The organism is Vibrio sp. NC2 (assembly GCF_025195005.1).
Taxonomy (GTDB): Bacteria; Pseudomonadota; Gammaproteobacteria; order Enterobacterales; family Vibrionaceae; genus Vibrio; species Vibrio splendidus.
Map to the genome: position 1 here is coordinate 485,954 of NZ_JANVFC010000001.1, position 16,702 is coordinate 502,655.

Consider the following 16,702-nt stretch of genomic DNA (forward strand, 5'->3'; position numbering starts at 1 on the left):
GGTTCCGAAATGAAATTTTGCGTAGGATATCAGAACGGACGTCAATCAAAAGCAATAATTGAGTTACAACCTCAGTCGTATTTATGCTTGTGCGAGTTTAGAGGCCGATACTTGAAGTTGTTTTAATTGGTAGACCCAAGCAAATATCGCAACATAGAAGATTGAACCGCCCGCAATCACGCCATTCCAACCGAACAGTTGCCAGCAATACAAGAGTAAGAAACCACCTAAGCTCCCGCCAATGTAGTAGTGAACTAAGTAAAGTGCAGTTGCCGTTGCCTTAGCACTCGGCGCTTTTTGACTTACCCAAGAGTAGGCAAGGGTATGGGCGAAGAACGCGCCGCCGCTAATCAATAGCAAGCCTGCTAGCATGAACGGGACTTTATCGACGGCAGAAATTAGCATTCCGATTAAGCTAATACACACGCCCATCAATATACCGTTTAACGGGTCAAAGCGAAGTGTCCATTTGTTGGAGAGCTTAGAGCTTACCGTACCGGCCAAGTAACATAGGAATATCAGTGAAGCTAAACCAACGGGTACCGAGTGAGGCGCAGATACTAGCCTAAAGCCCATTACTGAATACAGGTTAACGAATAGCGCGAAGTTAGCGCCACCAATCAACATCGCGAGCCAAAGTGTACGGTTTCTTAAGTGCATCACAACCGAGCGGTTATGATGAAAGAACAACCCTTTTTGAGGTTTGAAGTTTTGTTGGTCAGGCAGGCTATAAGCAATATAGAGTGCGCCAAGCAAAGAGCCGACAACGAAAAACAACACAGTGGCATGCCAGTCAAAGTAATCCGTGATTAAACCTCCAAGGACACGCCCGAAAATGCCACCTAATGAGTTAGCCGCAATATAGCCGCCTATCGCGACTGCGAATGCTTTGGGTGATAACTCTTCGACCATATAGGCAACCGCTACGCCAGCAAAAGCTGCGACAGCGATTCCCATGAAAGCTCTTGCAATAACGAGTTGTAGCAGGGTAGTCGTGAACACCATGCTCAATCCAATCAAAGGAATAGCGAACAAACTGAATAGGATAATAGGTTTTCGACCAAAGGTTTCAGAAGCGATTGCCCAAGGCACCAAACTGATGGAAAGCCCTAGCGTTGTCGCGGCAAACAGCCAGTTGATCTGAGTTTCAGATACTTGGAAGTGCTCCGCCATGTGCGGCAAGATAGGCTGAAAGAGGTAAAGGTTACAGAAAATGATAAACGAACCAATCGCCAATGATTGGGTGATACGTTTGTATTGAGGACTGCCTTTATCAAACATTGACGTTGTGCCTGCGCAAGTTAGTAAGCTATTTGTGAACAAGTTATCAGTACAGATGCGATTAAAGAAATATATTAAAAATATCACCTCTATATATTAAATATATCGCCATGCTTGAATCAAAACCACTTCGACATTTTCTGGCTGTTGCGCAGTTCGGTAACTTTACCCAAGCAGCCAAAGCGCTGCATATTGCACAGCCTGCATTGAGTATCTCCATTAAAAAACTAGAACAGACTCTTGAGTTGATTTTATTCCGTCGTGGAGATAAATCCGTCACCTTAACGGAAGAGGGAAAGGTACTTTTTGAGCATGCAAAGCGAATCGCCCAGCAATTTGATGATACTCAGCTCGCGATGAATGAACTAAAGGGACTAGAAAAAGGCGAGGTTCGATTAGGCGCTCCAAGCATGATGGGCAGTTATTTTTTCCCACAAGTCGTGATGGCATTTAAAAGCCAATACCCAAATCTAAAGTTGACGCTGATCGATGCTGGCACCGCATCGATTCGTGAAATGCTGTTAAACGGCGAACTCGATATTGGTGTAATTAATCATGAGAACGTGCCTGATGATTTGGAAACGGATCATCTGTTAAGTTCTGAGATGGTCGCCGTTGTCGGTAAGGAGCATCCGTTAGCACAACAGCCTTCGATGACCTTTGAAGAATTCTTTGCTCAAGAGCTGATCATGTTCAAATCGGGCTATTTCCACCGCGATTTTATTGATGCGACCTGTAAGAAGTACGATCTTGATATGACCATTGCGTTTGAAACCAACTTGCTCCCGATGATTCTTTCTATCGTTAAACGAGAGTTTGCGATCACCGCGCTGTTGAGCTTAGTGACGGAATATGAGAAAGACGTGATAGGCGTGCCATTTAAAGACCCTGTAAAACTGAATCTATCTTTGGCCTGGAGAAAGGAAGGGTATCTGTCGAAAGCCGACAGAACCTTTATTGATTTCGTTAAGCGGTATGTGTGATTGAGTAAGATTTAAATAAACAAAGCCCGAGTATCCTAGATTGGATATTCGGGCTTTGTTGTATAGAAGTATGACTGGCTCAGAGCACGTTAGGTGTTCTTTGAGTTATACATCTTATCGAAGTTTTTCTGATTCCAGCCGACCATCACTTGGTCACCGATTTTCAGCACAGGGATAGAGCGAGCACCCATCGCCTGTAATTCTTTACGGCCACGCTGCATTTTTGCATTCGTTAGGCGATATTCAATTTTCTTCGAATCCAAATAGCGTTGTGCATCTTTACAGTGCGGGCATTTGTCTGCGACGTACAATACAACACGTTTCATTTTTACAATCTCTTTTTGAGTGTAGCTCTTGGTGAATCTCGCTAAAGTGTAACGAATCCTAGGTGATTAGAAAAGTGTGATCAGTTACACTATGCGGCTCAATTTTCAAGACCACAACATATTGTCGTGGTGTAACTTGTACGGTCTTTCAGCATGCATCCTTCTTTACGCTATATTCAAGGCTACCCGAAGCACATTCTCGACCCGGTAACTCAACTTGTTGAATCAGGTAAATTGGTGCCGTGGTTTGAAGCTCGCTACCCAAAGAATCATGAAATCAAAAGCGAGAAAGCCCTGTTTGACTATGCGATTGAGATTAAAAATCGCTACATGAAAAAAACGCCACCGATCAGTAAAGTGATTTATGACGGTAAGATACACCTAATTAATAACGCATTAGGTCTGCACTCTTACGTCGCGAAGAATCACGGTGGAAAGATCAAATCGAAGAACGAGATTCGTATCGCCAGTGTTTTTAAAAATGCACCAGAACCTTTGCTGAGAATGCTGGTGGTGCATGAACTGGCGCACATCAAAGAGAAAGAACACGACAAAGCCTTTTACCAACTATGCTGTCACATGGAGCCGGAATATCATCAACTTGAGTTAGATGCCCGTTTATTCATGATGTATTTAGACTTAAAGAAGTAGCCCAATGAGCCAATCACAAAATAGAACTACGCTAAGCCTGTCGAAAAACAGTACCTCATCAACAAAAACAAAAGACAACCAAGCTGATCAAGGTAACCGTAAGCACGGTGATATTAAGCCAAATGCAGGCAAGCCAAGCAGCGACAAGCGTATTTCTACAAAGAACACATCAGACCGCAAAAACAGTGCTCCCAAAGGTGCTGACAACAAAGCAAAGCGACCTTTTGCAAAAGATAGCAAAGGTAAACCGGGTGCGAATAGAGGATCATCGAATAAGGGTTCTTTCAATAAAACGGCTTTTAACAAAAACGCAGCCCAGAAAAGACGCTCGACTGAAAAGCCTCAAGGTGGATTGCACCCAAGAAACCAACATACAGGTCGCTATGACTTCGTGTTATTGGTTGCAGCTTTGCCTGAGCTAAAAGAACATCTGATCAAGAACCCGGTTGGCGAAGACACCATTAATTTCTCTGAACCATTAGCCGTTAAGCTACTTAACAAGGCTTTACTGGCGCATCACTATGGCGTTAAGCATTGGGATATTCCTGCTGGCTACTTGTGCCCGCCAATTCCTGGCCGTGCAGACTACATTCATAGAGTGGCAGACATCCTTAATAGCGATGGCCAAGGTGAGCCTTACAATCATGCTTCTGTGAAAGCATTAGATATCGGTGTTGGTGCAAACTGTATTTATCCAATCATTGGTGCGACAGAGTATAAGTGGCGCTGGACAGGTACTGATGTCGATTCAGTCTCCATCAAAACAGCGAACTTCATTGCGGAAAGTAACCCTAATCTAAAAGGTAAGATTCGAGCTCGCCTGCAAGCCGACTCAGAATCTATCTTTAAGGGCGTGATTAAGGATAATGAACGTTACGATGTCACAATTTGTAACCCTCCATTCCATAGCTCTCTAGAAGAGGCGGAAAAGGGATCACAACGTAAACTGGATAACCTAGCAGCAAACCGTGCTAAGAAAGCCGGTCAGTCATTCAAGCCTGAAACGAATAAGAAGCCAGTTAAGTTAGATAAACCAACTAAGCAAGATAAACCAACCTTAAACTTTGGTGGCCAAAAGTCTGAACTTTGGTGTCCGGGTGGTGAAGCGGCTTTCATTATGAAGATGGCGAGAGAGAGCCAGCTTTTTGCTACTCAAGTATTGTGGTTTACGACATTGATCTCTAAGAAAGACAACGTTGATATGGTTCGTTCAGAGCTTGGCAAGCTGAGAGCTAAACAAGTAAAAGTGGTTGAGATGTCACAAGGCCAGAAGGTGAGTCGCTTTATCGCATGGACCTTTATGGACGACGAACAAAGACAAGAGTGGATTGCGCTTAAATAACAGACTGTACTTAGTTAAGATATTAAGCTGAAATTACGAACGGGCTTGTTGTTAACGCAACAAGCCCGTTTTTATATTTATCGCAACGACTCTAAGCTCAGTTAGCCTTAAACGGAGAGCAGTTCGTCTAATTTACTTTGGTATTTCTGTTGAAGTGCTCGGTTACCCGCTTTCTTTTCGAGTTCGACCAAGATTTGAAGCGATGGAATTTGATAGCCATAACGTTGGTGGAATTTGAATAAGCGGAGCCTAGCATCGTTGTATTCGGCCTCACTGACTTGAATTTTAGAAAGCTGTAGTACGGATCTAGCTCGATTTGGGTCGTGGTCAATCGCACGAGAGAAGTAGTATTTTGCTTGCTCGACCTCTCCGGCTTTAAACGCGCAGAATGCCGCATTTTCATAACTGGCAGAGACGAGATAATAATAGGGTTGGTCGATGGCACGGTTAAAGTATTTATCGGCTTGCTCGTATTCGCCCTGTTTACACAAGAATGTACCGTAGTTGTTCAATACGTTGCCGTTTCTTGCGTCTAACCTCAGCGCTTTCTTATAGGCGTCTCTTGCTTCGTCAACTTCCCCAACTTGTTCGTAATAGTGCGCAATGGAAAGGCGAGCTCGATAGTAGCTAGGTGCGTGTTTGATGGCGAGTTCTAGGTTCTCACGTGCTCTCACCATATTCCCTTGCCCCATATAACCCAAACCTAATTCAATACGAGATTCAGACATCGCAATAGGGTCGCTTTCAATCTTTGGCGGGCCTTCAGTGACAGAAACGCAACCGACCAACGAAAGAGAGGCGAGTAGTATCAGACTCGATAACGAAAAGGGGCGGGATAATGAAATAGGTTTAGATAATAACGACTTGGCGGGCATGTGAAGCTCCTTATGAACACCAACCCATCATATGAAATCAAACCCATTGAAGTGGTAAATCTATTATGGAATGCGACTCAAACACCATAAAAAAACCGCGTTCAATTTGTTGTTTTATCAACAACCTATTGAACACGGCTTTATGTGTTTGTGAATCGGAAGAAACAACTTAATCGTCTTTGGTAAAGTTGTCTTCGCTGAAGTGATCCAAATCGTAAGGCGTTTGTTGGTAAACGCAGTAGTTCAACCAGTTTGAGAATAACAAGTGCCCATGACTACGCCAGCTTGCGACAGGCTTATTATCTGGATTGTTGTTCGGGTAGTAGTTGATTGGAATCACGGGTTCCATGCCTTCGCCTAAATCACGAACGTACTCACCGTGTAATGTATGCGCATCGTATTCAGGGTGACCCGTTACAAACACGTTTCGCTTATCTTTGGTCGCCGCCAGATATACGCCAGCCACATCAGAAGTCGCAAGAACATCAAGGTCGGTATGCTCGGCTAAGTATTCCTGAGAGAAATCTGCGTAGCGAGAGTGCGGTGCTAAAAAGGTATCGTCAAAACCACGCAGAAGCGGGTGGTAAGGGTGATGAATCTCGTGATTATAAACACCAGAAAGCTTCTCTTTGCGAGTGCGCTTTGGCAAATCATACAGTAATTTCAAACCAGCCTGAGCGGCCCAACACACATACAAGGTTGAGGTCACGTGCTTGTTTGCCCATTCCATGATGGTTTTTAGGTGGTCCCAGTAGATCACATCTTCAAATTGAACCAAGCCAAGCGGTGCACCAGTAATGATCAATCCATCAAAGTTTCTCCCTTTGACCATTTCAAATTGGCGGTAGAAGTTATCAAGGTGTTCAGTCGGTGTGTTTTTGCTTGGTCGGTCATCAATGCGCAGCAGCTCTACATCCACTTGCAATGGACTGTTCGATAGTAGGCGTAAGAATTGAGTTTCAGTTTCAATCTTCTTCGGCATCAGGTTGAGGATCAAGACTCGAAGTGGACGAATTTCCTGTGTCGATGCTCTTGATAACGGCATCACGAAGATGTTTTCTTCACGAAGAACATCAGATGCTGGCAATTGGTCTGGAATGCGAATAGGCAAAGCTTTCTCCCTAAGCTAGATATGTAGACGTCTATACATCTAAATCTATAGTAGTTTGATACGCTTGTCGATATCCAAAATGGATAGATGTAAATTATTTGTGTTTTCTATCAGAAGCCACCTTCCGACGTCGAGGGAGTCTTATAATGTTTAACGACTACCCGAGTAAGGCATAAGTGCTTGGTTCTGTTATGTAGAACTAGGCAGTTATCAGAGCAAGTGGTTAGCATTTACGATAAACTCATGTTTTCGAATTAGCCTGTAAAGTGACAGATGAAGTTAATACTCATTCGAGGGTTGCCCGGTTCTGGCAAGTCAACAAAAGCAAAAACCTACGATGCATTGCATGTTGAAGCCGATATGTATTACGTGAATGAGCAAGGTGACTACCATTTTGACCCTAGGCAGCTACAGCAAGCTCATGAGTGGTGTCAGAACACTGCAGAGAATGGCTTGAAGCAAGGGTTGGATGTTGTTGTTTCGAATACCTTTATTAAGCATTGGGAAATGAAGGCTTACCGTCAACTTGCAAGAAAATACAAAGCTGACTTGATCATCGAAGTATGTCGAGAGCAGTTTGGTAGCATTCACGACATTGAACCGTCTGTGATTAAGCGCATGGCAAAAGATTGGCAAGAATAGCCTCGTGCTTATCCAGCTTGGCTGAATGGCAAATAGAATTAAATGAATAGAACAACTTCAAGGTAACGATTGAAATGGCAAAGCGCTCTGTTGTGGTCGACATGACTTCTTACGGTATCTATTCCACGTGGGATTCCAAATCTAAAGATCTACCAAAAATCCAAGAGTTCACCACCATTGTTGATGCTGAAATCGACGTAGAGTTTGGCTATATCCTGAATATCAAGAAAGCCAAAGGTGAAAAGATCCGCTACTGCATCTATCACCCGGATATCACCACAGATAAGGGCGAAGTGCTCGAACCGTTCGATGGTGAAGAGCATGTCGGTAACAACGACTGGGATTTCTACTTAGGCGACACCATCTGGGCGCCAGTCTCGAACAAGCTAGGCAAATGGCGCATGACCGTGGAGCTAAAAGGCAACATCATTGCCGATAAGACATTCGACCTTGTTGCAAAAGATGAAGGCCAATTCTGGAAGCGTAGGGGGTTTTAAGCTTAATCTTCTAGCTAAACTCAGACTACAAAAAAGCCGAGTCACGGATCATTCGTGAACTCGGCTTTTTGACATTAACTAGATGGCATTTTCTATTTCATCAACGAGTAAGGTTGTCTAGTTAACAAATTAGACTGGCTAGTTAACCAGTAAGACTATTGAGTCACGTAAGCCACAACAAACTCAGTGATAGCGACCATATCTTTCACTGCAATGTACTCTTCTGTGGTGTGAACTTTTGCCATACCAGTAGAAAGGTTAACCGTTGTTAGGCCTTTCGCGTTGAAGTTGTTCGCATCGCTACCGCCGCCAGTGCGTTTAGTGTTTGCTGTTACGCCAAGCTTCTCAAACGCTGATTTGATAGAAAGAATGTGCGGGTGATCATCTGCAATAACGAATGCATCGTAAGCACGAGTCGATTCGATTTCTACTTCAGCGCCGAACTGTTTTGCACTCTCTTGGAATGTAGAAATCATGTGCTCAACTTGAGCCGTTAGCTTTTCGCCGTTTAGAGAACGTGCTTCAGCCACGACTTTAAGCTCTGGCATTACGATGTTAGTCGCTTGACCACCTTCAACAATACCAACGTTTGCTGTCGTTTCTTCATCGATACGAAGTAGGTTCATCTTAGTGATTGCGTCTGCAGCAACTTGAATTGCGCTGATGCCTTCTTCTGGCGCTAAACCAGCGTGAGCAGGGCGACCTTTGATTTTAGCAACAATCTTCTGCTGGCCAGGCGCTGCGTTTACGATGGTGCCAATTGGGCCGCCTGTATCAAGTACGATAGCGTGCTCAGATTGAATGTAAGACATATCGAAGTTCAAAGAGCCGAACAAGCCGCCTTCTTCGAATACAGTGAACGCAATCTCGATAGTTTTGTGCGCTTGGCCTTCAGCTTTGATGCAACGAACCGCTTCCATGATAGCTGCGATACCAGACTTGTCGTCGCCACCTAGAATTGTGTTGCCTTTTGAACGGATGATACCGTCTTCAATGATTGGTTCAATGCCGATACCTGGCGTTACTGTGTCCATGTGGCAACTAAATACTGTGCTGCCTGGCAGAGTGCCATCTAGACGAGCGTAGATGTTGAAACCGTTAGACACTTCTGTAGGGACAGCCAGTTTGTGAACTTCAAAGCCTAGTTCACCAAGTTGTTCAGCCAAAGCTTCAGCAATCGCTTTTTCATTACGAGATTCACTATCAATTTTCACTAGATTGCAGAAATGTTCTACAAGACGTTGTTCATTAATTTGGGTCATTGTTAATTCTCATTATGCTTCCGCTTGTTCTAAAGAAGCCGCGGAGGTAGGAACAGGAAAATTACTATAACGCCAATGAGGTAGATGATTATCTGAGTTAAATCAAGAAAGTTGCCTGATTATTCTAATTAGTGAGAATAACCTTGTTAAGTTCGTCGAGATGACAACATTTTAATCTGTGTAGGGCTCGGGTATAATAAGTTTCTAATATAGATAAACAGCAGTGATATGGTCATTCAATTTGTAACGGTCTTAATACATGAATAAAAACAACGTTTTAGGTTCGTTTCTACTCGTTGTAACAATGAGTGCCGTACTCGGGCTTTATTTGCTGTATCCGCTCAATGATGTGGACTTGAGCCCTCCTCAAGCCGACAACACTTCTGTCTACACCCCAGAAAAAGAACTCTCTCAAACTGAATATGGAAAAAAGTTAATTCATATTCTCGGTTTATCTCGCAGTGACCCCTCTGTTGCAAAACATCAGCTTGTTCTACTACGGCCGCCCACTGGCGTTAATGACAAAGCAATATACCAAGCTTATCGACTTATGATTTTGTCGAATGTCGCTCAACATCAACGAGATGCCGACGCCGTGATGGCCTACGTAGAACAAATAAAAGCGTTGTCTGAGCATGAAGGTATGTTGTGGTTGAAGTCAGAATCATTGGTCGAATCTGCGATTGAATATCTCAAGAAAGGCGAACTTGCAATTGCGGAAATTGAAATTCGGTCCGCGATAGGCATTGCTGAATCTATTCGTTACGACAAGCTATTGGTTAAAGCGTATAACACCGCGGGGGCAATCAATAACGTGAGAAACGACTTGCAAGACGCTCAGTACTTTTTCTATAAAGGGCTGCAACTTGGCAAGCAGTATCCAACGCACATTTATAACAGCAAGCTGATGTCGAACATGGCGTTGCTCTATATCTATTTAGAGGATTGGCCTAAAGCCCTGCGTATTATCGAGAAAGCAAAAAAACTCTACTTTAAAAGTGGCTTACTTGAAGATGACGCGATTGGCATTCTTTACATCAACGAATCATTTCTGCATTTGAGCAGTGGTGACGTGACTAATGGCCGAATTGCTTATGAGAAGGCAAAAGCACTCGATAGCAAAAGAGTCAGTGCTCGATACAAAATCTTATTACTGAGAACCTACAGTGATGTACTGCTATCAGAGGGCAATTTCAGCAAAGCATTACAAGTGGCTAATCAATGTCTTAAAGCGCCGAATATTAAGAAGTACACGCTTCAAAACGGGCAGTGTTACCTAAACCGTGCGTTAGCTAACATTGGACTGGATCAAGATGACGCCATATTGAATGATCTTGAACGAGCACTTGCAATCTTTGACGTGGTTGGGAGCAGAAGTTGGAAGGTACTAGGCTTAAAAACACTGGCTGAATATTACGAATCTCAAGGTGACCTTGATACTGCACTGAGTTACTACAAACAATATTATCATGGCAACAAAGCGTTATTGTTTGATAAAAGGCAGAGTGACATTTTCTTGCTAGAACAAGACTATGCAAAACAGACACTTGCTAACGAAAATGAATTACTCAATACAGAAAAAGACCTCAACGAGTTACTGCTTCAAAAGGAACAACTGAGAAACAGAATCGTGGTGGCATTGATCATAATGGTCAGCATTAGTGCTGTATTATTGGCGATTAGGCTTCGCAGCATTCAAAGTAAAAATAAAGCGCTGGTGACTCAATCTACAACGTGTGCGCTAACGGGTTTATACAACCGACGCTATCTAGAGCAGTTGTTAACTCAGCCAATGCCATTTAATACTTCACGGTTTGGGATCAGTCTCGTCATTCTAGATCTTGACCACTTTAAGCGCGTTAATGACACCTTTGGACATGATGTTGGTGATGAGGTTTTAGTGGAAGTCGCAAGGCGAGTAAAACAACACTTATTCCCAAATGATGTAGTGGCTCGTTGGGGTGGTGAAGAGTTTGTTATGCTGCTGTCCGGTTCCATTGATCCTGAGCAACAGTTGAACGTTATCCGTTTAGCTATTTCCGAAACACCCATTGATACGCACTCCGGCTCTTTAGACCTCACCACATCGATAGGAGCGTCGATTGGTATTGCTCATGAGCAACTCAATCAAGATACTTACAAGAAGTACCTCAAAGCCGCGGATGATGCATTATATCAAGCGAAAGAGTCGGGTAGGAATCAAGTCATCATCGCTGAAAGTTAATCTCTAATCAGCAAACAAAAAGCCATTCTGATCTTCGTGAGATAAGAATGGCTTCTGGAACACTCTGAGATCGCTAATATCAAAACTTGAGTGAGAAGTGGGGTTTACTTAGCGATATGTCGAGTTTATCTATATCAACATTTTCTAAATGAGTTATTTAGCGGCACCTTGCAGCATTTCAACCAGTTCGCCCTCTGTAGCCGGTTCTCTTGCTAGTTCAATCACCGCTGAAGCACCGCCTTTTAACATATAAGCTCGAGTTCCGCAGTGGTCATAGTGGAACCATTTACCGTCTACACATACGTCCGTATAACATCTTGGGTCTTGTTTGAGTTCCATATCAATTTCCTTATTAACATTTGCCTAACGTTTTTCAGACTAGTTGATCACAAATTTAGGTAAATTGATCTAAGTCAATTTAGAGTGTAATTGATGATTTGATTATCAAATAGGAGAGGTGTGTCTAGCGTATGAGCGACCTCTTGTTGATTACAGCATTCAAAGGTCGTGATTCTGGTTGGCAACTCTCGCTCTTTTGCTTGCCACGTGAGGCTTTTCTACATACGCTAGCCACTCTCTTAATCCCTATACAGACGTGATTGTGTTGGAAAATGACTAATATCTTTATCGTTGTAATTGTTCTGGTTATGTTCTTTTACTTTATCCAAAAGTATCTAGTGAAGCATGACGACACCAAAGATCATGCTTACCAGAAAAAAGGGTCGTTGATGTCGGCGCAACAGGCGACATTTTATAACGCACTTAAATCCGCGGTGGGCAACCATGGCGAAGTGTTTGCCAAGGTCAGCATGTCGAACGTTCTTGTTCCTGCTAAGGCGAACAACAAGAAGAATTGGTTTATCGCCAACAACAAAATCTCACGTAGCTACTTTGATTTTGTCGTCTGCGACCCGAGAACGTTAGAGCCCCGCGTGATCATCGAACTTGATAACGGCAAAGAGCTCAACAAGGGAAAGGCCGATCGAGAAAAGCTACTGATCCACGTGTGTAAATCGGCAGGCTTGCCACTGATTGGTGCATCTATTAAACACAGCTACCAAGTGAGCCGTTTGAAGAGGTTACTGGCAGCACACATCGATTTAATCGAGCCATCAAAAGAAGTTCGATTCTGTAAGAAGTGTGGCAGCCCAATGATCATCAAACTGGCCAGCCAAGGCGATTACAAAGGCCGACGCTTCTTCACTTGTAGCCGTCAGCCAAACTGTACGTATACAGAGAACTACAACGTTGTATTCGATGTGGATGAAGATTCTAACTAATATCTTGGGTTAAAATGCTTTATCAGAGGGATAAGACACGAAACAGGCAGATGTTTATAGCTATTGAACTAGAGGCGAAATGTGATCTACTTCAAGCCATTGATCTGCTTTGTGTTTAAAATTTATTCTGATTGTTGTTTTTAAAAGCAAACGAACCGTTTTGTGCAAATTTATCCTTGCACGCTACCCATTCACTCGTTATTATCCATCTCGTTCTGAAGCGTTAGCCACTTAGTAAAGCGGTTAGTTAAGTTTCAAAGCATTGCCCGCTTAGCTCAGTTGGTTAGAGTACTTGCATGACATGCAAGGTGTCACTGGTTCGAGTCCAGTAGCGGGCACCAAATTCGTTCTTTATGAACAAGCAAAAAAGCCCACCTAGCGTGGGCTTTTTTGTGTCTGCAATTCCTATCTTTATTAAATGTTCAATTTTTCCATGATGAACGATTCTAAGAATTAAGCTTACGACCTCTAATTGTTATTTTGTCCTTGTTGCCGTTAATTAATCGAAAGCGGGCGATCTTCATCACAATTACTAATACTTATCTAATGCTAAATCGTCATATGCAACCAACCCAGATATTATCGAGTGAGATTGATATACGAGTTGACTTATGTCGGTAAACACTTCTTATTACAACGAAAACGCGGTCCAGCTTTCAAAGCAATATGATTCTTTGGAATTTGAAAATGTCCACCGTGCGTGGCATGTGTATTGGCCTTGCGGTGCTACAAGGGTACTTGATGTCGGTGCTGGCTCAGGCCGAGATACGAGGTGGTTTGTTGAACAAGGTTGCTCAGTGGTAGCCGTTGAACCAGCAAGCGAACTTCGACAGTTAGGGAGCTTAAACTCCTCGACTCAAGTTCAGTGGTTAGACGATGCTCTGCCTGCTTTAAGCAAAGCTAGAGAGCTGTGCAGTCATTACGATTTGATTTTACTTTCAGCGGTATGGATGCATCTAAATTCGGCGGTTCGAAAAAAGTCGATCGCTGTATTGTCTGAACTGCTTTCCGAGAATGGAAAACTAGTGATCACATTGCGTCATGGCGGCTTTAATGATGGCCGTAGTGCTTACAGTGTTTCAGTCGAACAATTAGAAAGGTTAAGTGAAGCTGTAGGGCTGGCAGCCTGTCACGTTGCCGAAGACACTGATTCATTGAAGAGAACCGGTATATCTTGGCAAACCGTAGTGTTAGAGCATGCAAGGTCTAACAAAAACAAGGGTCGATAATGGCATTAGAGTACTACTTAGATCGTTTTCAAAACCTGAAAATGAACAATGCTGGTGGCAAAAAAAGTCCTCATAAAGTCTGTATGTTGCTGGCTGTTATGGATCTAATTCAAGCCGGGCATATTTCGACCAATAAAATCTGCCTTACCCAAGCCCTTAAAGAACGGTTTACTCATCACTTTGACAACTTGGCTCAAGGGGCTGATAAAAATACCCCAGAAAACCCTTTCTTCCATTTGAGAAGTGAAGGCTTTTGGCACCTTTTCTTCAATGACGGTTATGACAATACGTCAACCAGTCGTTATTCAGTAAAGGCGGTCTCCCACGCATATATTGACGATGAGCTGTTTAGCTACATGAAAAGCTATATCGTTTCTAACGAACTAAAGGATGCTTTAGTTTCTAATCTATCTGATCTAGCGACGTTATATCATCAGTGGTTGATTGATATTGGTAAATCTGAAAAAACCGCGAAGAACTACCTTGGAGCCATAAGAGGCTCGATATCTAATTGGTTGATGGATGTTGGTGAGTTAGAAGCACCGCTTACTGATATCAATTCGTATCGTGAGTTTGTTGGTTATGAAGATAAAGCGAGAAAGTTGGAACAGTTTCAAATTTGTGACTCTAGGGGTAAGGGGATGTACAGCGCCGCTTTGTCTCATTACCACAAGTTTTTAGCTGACCTATCTCAAGTCGATGTTAATGCAGACATCAAACAAGTGATGACTGACAAAACTTTGTCCGAAACTGAAAAGACTATTTTGGTTAATACAAGAGTAGGGCAGGGACACTTTAGATCTAAACTGATTCAGATGTGGGGAGGTTGCGCCATTACAGGGTATCGAAATACACAGCTGTTATTGGCTTCACACATTAAACCCTGGCGAGATTCTAGTAATGAAGAGCGATTAGATAGATTTAATGGTTTGCTGCTTCTTGCCAACCTAGATAAAGCGTTTGATCTCGGTTTTATCTCCTTTGATGATAACGGAAAGGTACTTATTTCAAGCTACTTGGAGTCTCCGGATATGATCGGTTTAAAGGAAGATATGGCATTTAGAATCATGCCGGATCACAGACCATACCTTCGTTATCATCGAGGCGAGTTATTTAAGGACCGATAATTCATTGCCTTAGGTTTACCATTGGCTTAGAAGACCAAGTATGGCCTTAGTTCCTCAATGTTTTCTAAGATGATCTGTTGCCCTTTTGGGTTTGAATCTAACACATTGATATCTATATTATATGCGTCTATAACGTAGCGAGCTAAAGCGGCATTAGTGTTTATCTGTAGAGAATGGTTTTCCATACCATAATCATTAGCAACAACTGCTGCTTGAGCACTAGTTAATCGAGGATCTGGTTTTAATTCAATAGAAAGTTTAGTACTCCAACGTATATCATTTGATTTTTCATAAGCTGCTCTACCATTTAAGTCAGGAATACCCCTAATTCGACTCAGTACAAAATCGCGATAGTCAGCAGAGTGCTCGCAATAAGCTCGAACATGCCAACGTAGAGGGGTGCAAACCAGAGTATGTGGCGAAATTATCCTATCTACTTCTTCACCATTTGTTAGTGATGTGTAGCTTATATCGACACGTTTTTTTTCTCTGATTGCCTGAGCTAATGGTCGTAAAATTTCAGGTGCGATGTTACGCGTCACCGGGCGGACCATTGTTGTATTTTCAAAGCCCATATCAAGACCATCAAAAGTAACTGCCATATCTTCAGTGCGTGATAAAACATGCAAGTATTCGTCAGCATGACCACGTGTAAGTTTTGGGCTAAAGAAATTGCTGGGCTTATAACCCTTTAGCTGTTTGTCGTATATAAGGTTGCCAGGAGCAATATCGGCTAGATAAGTTTTTATGTCTTTTGAAGCTTGTTGTCTTCCTATGCCAAAATTTTGAATAAGATGACTCGTATTCAATCGACCTTCCCACAACGCAATAATCTCAATCATGCGATAACGAGATAGTAAATCCCACCTAATTGGCCATTTACTCATCGAGCACCTCCTGCCTAGTTATGCTACGTGTATATGTATTCAGTATTTACCCGTAGCTAATGACGTCATATTATTTTTAGAGCAAATAGTAGTCAACAGGTACGGGGATAACTTCGCCAATATATCGACCTGGTTCGCAATACTCTTTATTGTTTTGTGGAATATTGGACATTATCTACATGATTAAACTGGATTTACTTAAATGAAACTTAATCAATATCTCAAGAAAATTTCACAGGGAGGCTCGATAAACCTCGTTCGTTTTATCGAATGCTTACCATATTCTGATGTGAATGAGTGGCGTAAAATCTATAGCGCGACACGTGTTCGCGGTGGCTATAAGTTAGTAATTGTTAATGAAGATCGGCATAACGCACTTTATGAGGAAGATCCAAGCGATAGAGTTAGTGCGTCTAACATGGGGAGATCTCATGACTTTCCAAGTAATTTTTCCCATATCTTAGTTTTAAATCATTTGATTAAATCTCAGGTTCCTTTTGTTGTTGTCTCTGATGTTAATGGGTTCAAAACGGAAGGAAAGCTTATTGGGAAAAGGGCTGTTCTTATAGAAAATATCGAGAATTTCTATCGTTACCAAGAATTTTTAGAATTTATCGGACACTCTGGCTTAGCTGATAATTGTGACATTATTTTTGGTTCTGGTAATCAAATATGTCATCACATGAATCGAAAGTTCCTTTCCTGTTATGAGGTGATTTATTGTGCTCAAGATGTCGAACTCGGTGGTTTAAAAATATACAAAACTCTCAAATCCTCGCTTCCCCAATGCGATTGGTTAGCGCCAGATAATTGGGACATCTTCAGAAACAAATTTAAATTAAAGCCAAAACATAATACTCACCTTGTTAAAGCAATACAGCTCGCTCGTGAGCTTCAATTGAATACTGAAGCAGATCTCATGAACCAAACTCGCGCTTTCTTAGAGCAAGAAGCTCTGTTACCAGAATTATCACAGGACTAACTC

The 16,702-nt window shown here is 42.5% G+C and carries 17 protein-coding genes and 1 tRNA gene; 11 read left to right on the top strand and 7 right to left on the bottom strand.

Translation table 11 applies throughout. The features are described 5' to 3' along the window. Positions 1-81: 81 nt before the first annotated feature. Positions 82-1,281, bottom strand: coding sequence for an MFS transporter (locus NX845_RS02245; protein ID WP_102449907.1), 1,200 nt, complete (start codon positions 1,279-1,281; stop codon positions 82-84). Between the two features lie 110 nt (positions 1,282-1,391). Here NX845_RS02245 and NX845_RS02250 point away from each other — a divergent pair, with 110 nt between their 5' ends. After that, positions 1,392-2,264: a LysR family transcriptional regulator gene (locus tag NX845_RS02250; protein WP_208774211.1), complete on the top strand. Its 873-nt coding sequence runs from the start codon at positions 1,392-1,394 to the stop codon at positions 2,262-2,264. Between the two features lie 89 nt (positions 2,265-2,353). Here the strand turns inward: NX845_RS02250 and NX845_RS02255 are convergent, their stop codons facing one another. Then, entirely contained in the window at positions 2,354-2,590 is a 237-nt protein-coding gene (locus NX845_RS02255) for a glutaredoxin family protein (RefSeq protein ID WP_004734934.1), read from the bottom strand. A 153-nt stretch (positions 2,591-2,743) separates the two neighbouring features. On the opposite strand from NX845_RS02255, the gene NX845_RS02260 reads away from it, so the two are divergent. Beyond that, positions 2,744-3,241, top strand: a complete 498-nt coding sequence (locus tag NX845_RS02260; protein ID WP_004734935.1) for a YgjP-like metallopeptidase domain-containing protein — start codon at positions 2,744-2,746, stop codon at positions 3,239-3,241. A 4-nt stretch (positions 3,242-3,245) separates the two neighbouring features. Further along, positions 3,246-4,583: a 23S rRNA (adenine(1618)-N(6))-methyltransferase RlmF gene (gene rlmF / locus NX845_RS02265; protein ID WP_260256480.1), complete on the top strand. Its 1,338-nt coding sequence runs from the start codon at positions 3,246-3,248 to the stop codon at positions 4,581-4,583. Between the two features lie 107 nt (positions 4,584-4,690). Here rlmF and pilW read toward each other — a convergent pair whose 3' ends face one another. Continuing rightward, positions 4,691-5,458: a type IV pilus biogenesis/stability protein PilW gene (gene pilW / locus NX845_RS02270; protein ID WP_260256481.1), complete on the bottom strand. Its 768-nt coding sequence runs from the start codon at positions 5,456-5,458 to the stop codon at positions 4,691-4,693. 169 nt (positions 5,459-5,627) lie between these two features. Then, entirely contained in the window at positions 5,628-6,569 is a 942-nt protein-coding gene (gene metA / locus NX845_RS02275) for a homoserine O-succinyltransferase (protein ID WP_004734938.1), read from the bottom strand. A gap of 273 nt (positions 6,570-6,842) precedes the next feature. Between metA and NX845_RS02280 the strand changes: the two genes are divergently transcribed. Both NX845_RS02280 and NX845_RS02285 read left to right on the top strand, forming a co-directional pair. Next, the gene (locus tag NX845_RS02280; RefSeq protein ID WP_065675572.1) at positions 6,843-7,211 is read left to right on the top strand and encodes an ATP-binding protein; all 369 of its coding nucleotides are present in this window, start codon (positions 6,843-6,845) and stop codon (positions 7,209-7,211) included. A gap of 74 nt (positions 7,212-7,285) precedes the next feature. After that, the gene (locus tag NX845_RS02285) at positions 7,286-7,708 is read left to right on the top strand and encodes a DUF3859 domain-containing protein (protein ID WP_017083493.1); all 423 of its coding nucleotides are present in this window, start codon (positions 7,286-7,288) and stop codon (positions 7,706-7,708) included. A gap of 155 nt (positions 7,709-7,863) precedes the next feature. On the opposite strand, the gene NX845_RS02290 is transcribed toward NX845_RS02285, so the two are convergent. Then, the gene (locus NX845_RS02290) at positions 7,864-8,970 is read right to left on the bottom strand and encodes a M20/M25/M40 family metallo-hydrolase (RefSeq protein ID WP_017083494.1); all 1,107 of its coding nucleotides are present in this window, start codon (positions 8,968-8,970) and stop codon (positions 7,864-7,866) included. 259 nt (positions 8,971-9,229) lie between these two features. Between NX845_RS02290 and NX845_RS02295 the strand changes: the two genes are divergently transcribed. Further along, positions 9,230-11,194, top strand: coding sequence for a GGDEF domain-containing protein (locus tag NX845_RS02295; RefSeq protein ID WP_260256482.1), 1,965 nt, complete (start codon positions 9,230-9,232; stop codon positions 11,192-11,194). Between the two features lie 153 nt (positions 11,195-11,347). On the opposite strand, the gene NX845_RS02300 is transcribed toward NX845_RS02295, so the two are convergent. Beyond that, entirely contained in the window at positions 11,348-11,533 is a 186-nt protein-coding gene (locus NX845_RS02300) for a hypothetical protein (RefSeq protein WP_004734943.1), read from the bottom strand. A gap of 272 nt (positions 11,534-11,805) precedes the next feature. Here NX845_RS02300 and NX845_RS02305 point away from each other — a divergent pair, with 272 nt between their 5' ends. From NX845_RS02305 to NX845_RS02320, 4 genes are all read left to right on the top strand, one after another. Next, positions 11,806-12,474: a DUF2726 domain-containing protein gene (locus NX845_RS02305; protein WP_102442762.1), complete on the top strand. Its 669-nt coding sequence runs from the start codon at positions 11,806-11,808 to the stop codon at positions 12,472-12,474. Between the two features lie 264 nt (positions 12,475-12,738). Continuing rightward, positions 12,739-12,815: transfer RNA gene (locus NX845_RS02310), tRNA-Val, on the top strand. A gap of 270 nt (positions 12,816-13,085) precedes the next feature. Then, a complete protein-coding gene (locus NX845_RS02315; protein WP_017078028.1) occupies positions 13,086-13,703 on the top strand; it encodes a bifunctional 2-polyprenyl-6-hydroxyphenol methylase/3-demethylubiquinol 3-O-methyltransferase UbiG in 618 nt (205 codons plus the stop codon). Then, entirely contained in the window at positions 13,703-14,830 is a 1,128-nt protein-coding gene (locus tag NX845_RS02320; protein WP_260256483.1) for an HNH endonuclease, read from the top strand. The genes NX845_RS02315 and NX845_RS02320 overlap by 1 nt, the downstream gene beginning before the upstream one ends. A gap of 26 nt (positions 14,831-14,856) precedes the next feature. Here the strand turns inward: NX845_RS02320 and NX845_RS02325 are convergent, their stop codons facing one another. Further along, positions 14,857-15,717 carry a YafY family protein gene (locus NX845_RS02325; protein WP_017078029.1) on the bottom strand — a complete coding sequence of 287 codons (861 nt, stop codon included), beginning with the start codon at positions 15,715-15,717 and terminating at the stop codon, positions 14,857-14,859. Positions 15,718-15,919: 202 nt separating this feature from the next. On the opposite strand from NX845_RS02325, the gene NX845_RS02330 reads away from it, so the two are divergent. After that, positions 15,920-16,699: a Wadjet anti-phage system protein JetD domain-containing protein gene (locus NX845_RS02330; RefSeq protein WP_017078030.1), complete on the top strand. Its 780-nt coding sequence runs from the start codon at positions 15,920-15,922 to the stop codon at positions 16,697-16,699. The last annotated feature ends 3 nt before the right edge of the window (positions 16,700-16,702 follow it).

Excerpts from the sequence above, each read along its gene's own strand:
- NX845_RS02250 (WP_208774211.1), top strand. The coding sequence starts at position 1,392 with ATGCTTGAATCAAAACCACTTCGACATTTTCTGGCTGTTGCGCAGTTC.
- NX845_RS02260 (WP_004734935.1), top strand. The coding sequence starts at position 2,744 with ATGCATCCTTCTTTACGCTATATTCAAGGCTACCCGAAGCACATTCTC.
- NX845_RS02300 (WP_004734943.1), bottom strand. The coding sequence starts at position 11,533 with ATGGAACTCAAACAAGACCCAAGATGTTATACGGACGTATGTGTAGAC.
- rlmF (WP_260256480.1), top strand. The coding sequence starts at position 3,246 with ATGAGCCAATCACAAAATAGAACTACGCTAAGCCTGTCGAAAAACAGT.
- NX845_RS02245 (WP_102449907.1), bottom strand. The coding sequence starts at position 1,281 with ATGTTTGATAAAGGCAGTCCTCAATACAAACGTATCACCCAATCATTG.
- NX845_RS02320 (WP_260256483.1), top strand. The coding sequence starts at position 13,703 with ATGGCATTAGAGTACTACTTAGATCGTTTTCAAAACCTGAAAATGAAC.
- NX845_RS02305 (WP_102442762.1), top strand. The coding sequence starts at position 11,806 with ATGACTAATATCTTTATCGTTGTAATTGTTCTGGTTATGTTCTTTTAC.
- NX845_RS02255 (WP_004734934.1), bottom strand. The coding sequence starts at position 2,590 with ATGAAACGTGTTGTATTGTACGTCGCAGACAAATGCCCGCACTGTAAA.
- NX845_RS02315 (WP_017078028.1), top strand. The coding sequence starts at position 13,086 with ATGTCGGTAAACACTTCTTATTACAACGAAAACGCGGTCCAGCTTTCA.
- NX845_RS02295 (WP_260256482.1), top strand. The coding sequence starts at position 9,230 with ATGAATAAAAACAACGTTTTAGGTTCGTTTCTACTCGTTGTAACAATG.
- NX845_RS02325 (WP_017078029.1), bottom strand. The coding sequence starts at position 15,717 with ATGAGTAAATGGCCAATTAGGTGGGATTTACTATCTCGTTATCGCATG.
- NX845_RS02330 (WP_017078030.1), top strand. The coding sequence starts at position 15,920 with ATGAAACTTAATCAATATCTCAAGAAAATTTCACAGGGAGGCTCGATA.
- NX845_RS02290 (WP_017083494.1), bottom strand. The coding sequence starts at position 8,970 with ATGACCCAAATTAATGAACAACGTCTTGTAGAACATTTCTGCAATCTA.
- pilW (WP_260256481.1), bottom strand. The coding sequence starts at position 5,458 with ATGCCCGCCAAGTCGTTATTATCTAAACCTATTTCATTATCCCGCCCC.
- NX845_RS02280 (WP_065675572.1), top strand. The coding sequence starts at position 6,843 with ATGAAGTTAATACTCATTCGAGGGTTGCCCGGTTCTGGCAAGTCAACA.
- NX845_RS02285 (WP_017083493.1), top strand. The coding sequence starts at position 7,286 with ATGGCAAAGCGCTCTGTTGTGGTCGACATGACTTCTTACGGTATCTAT.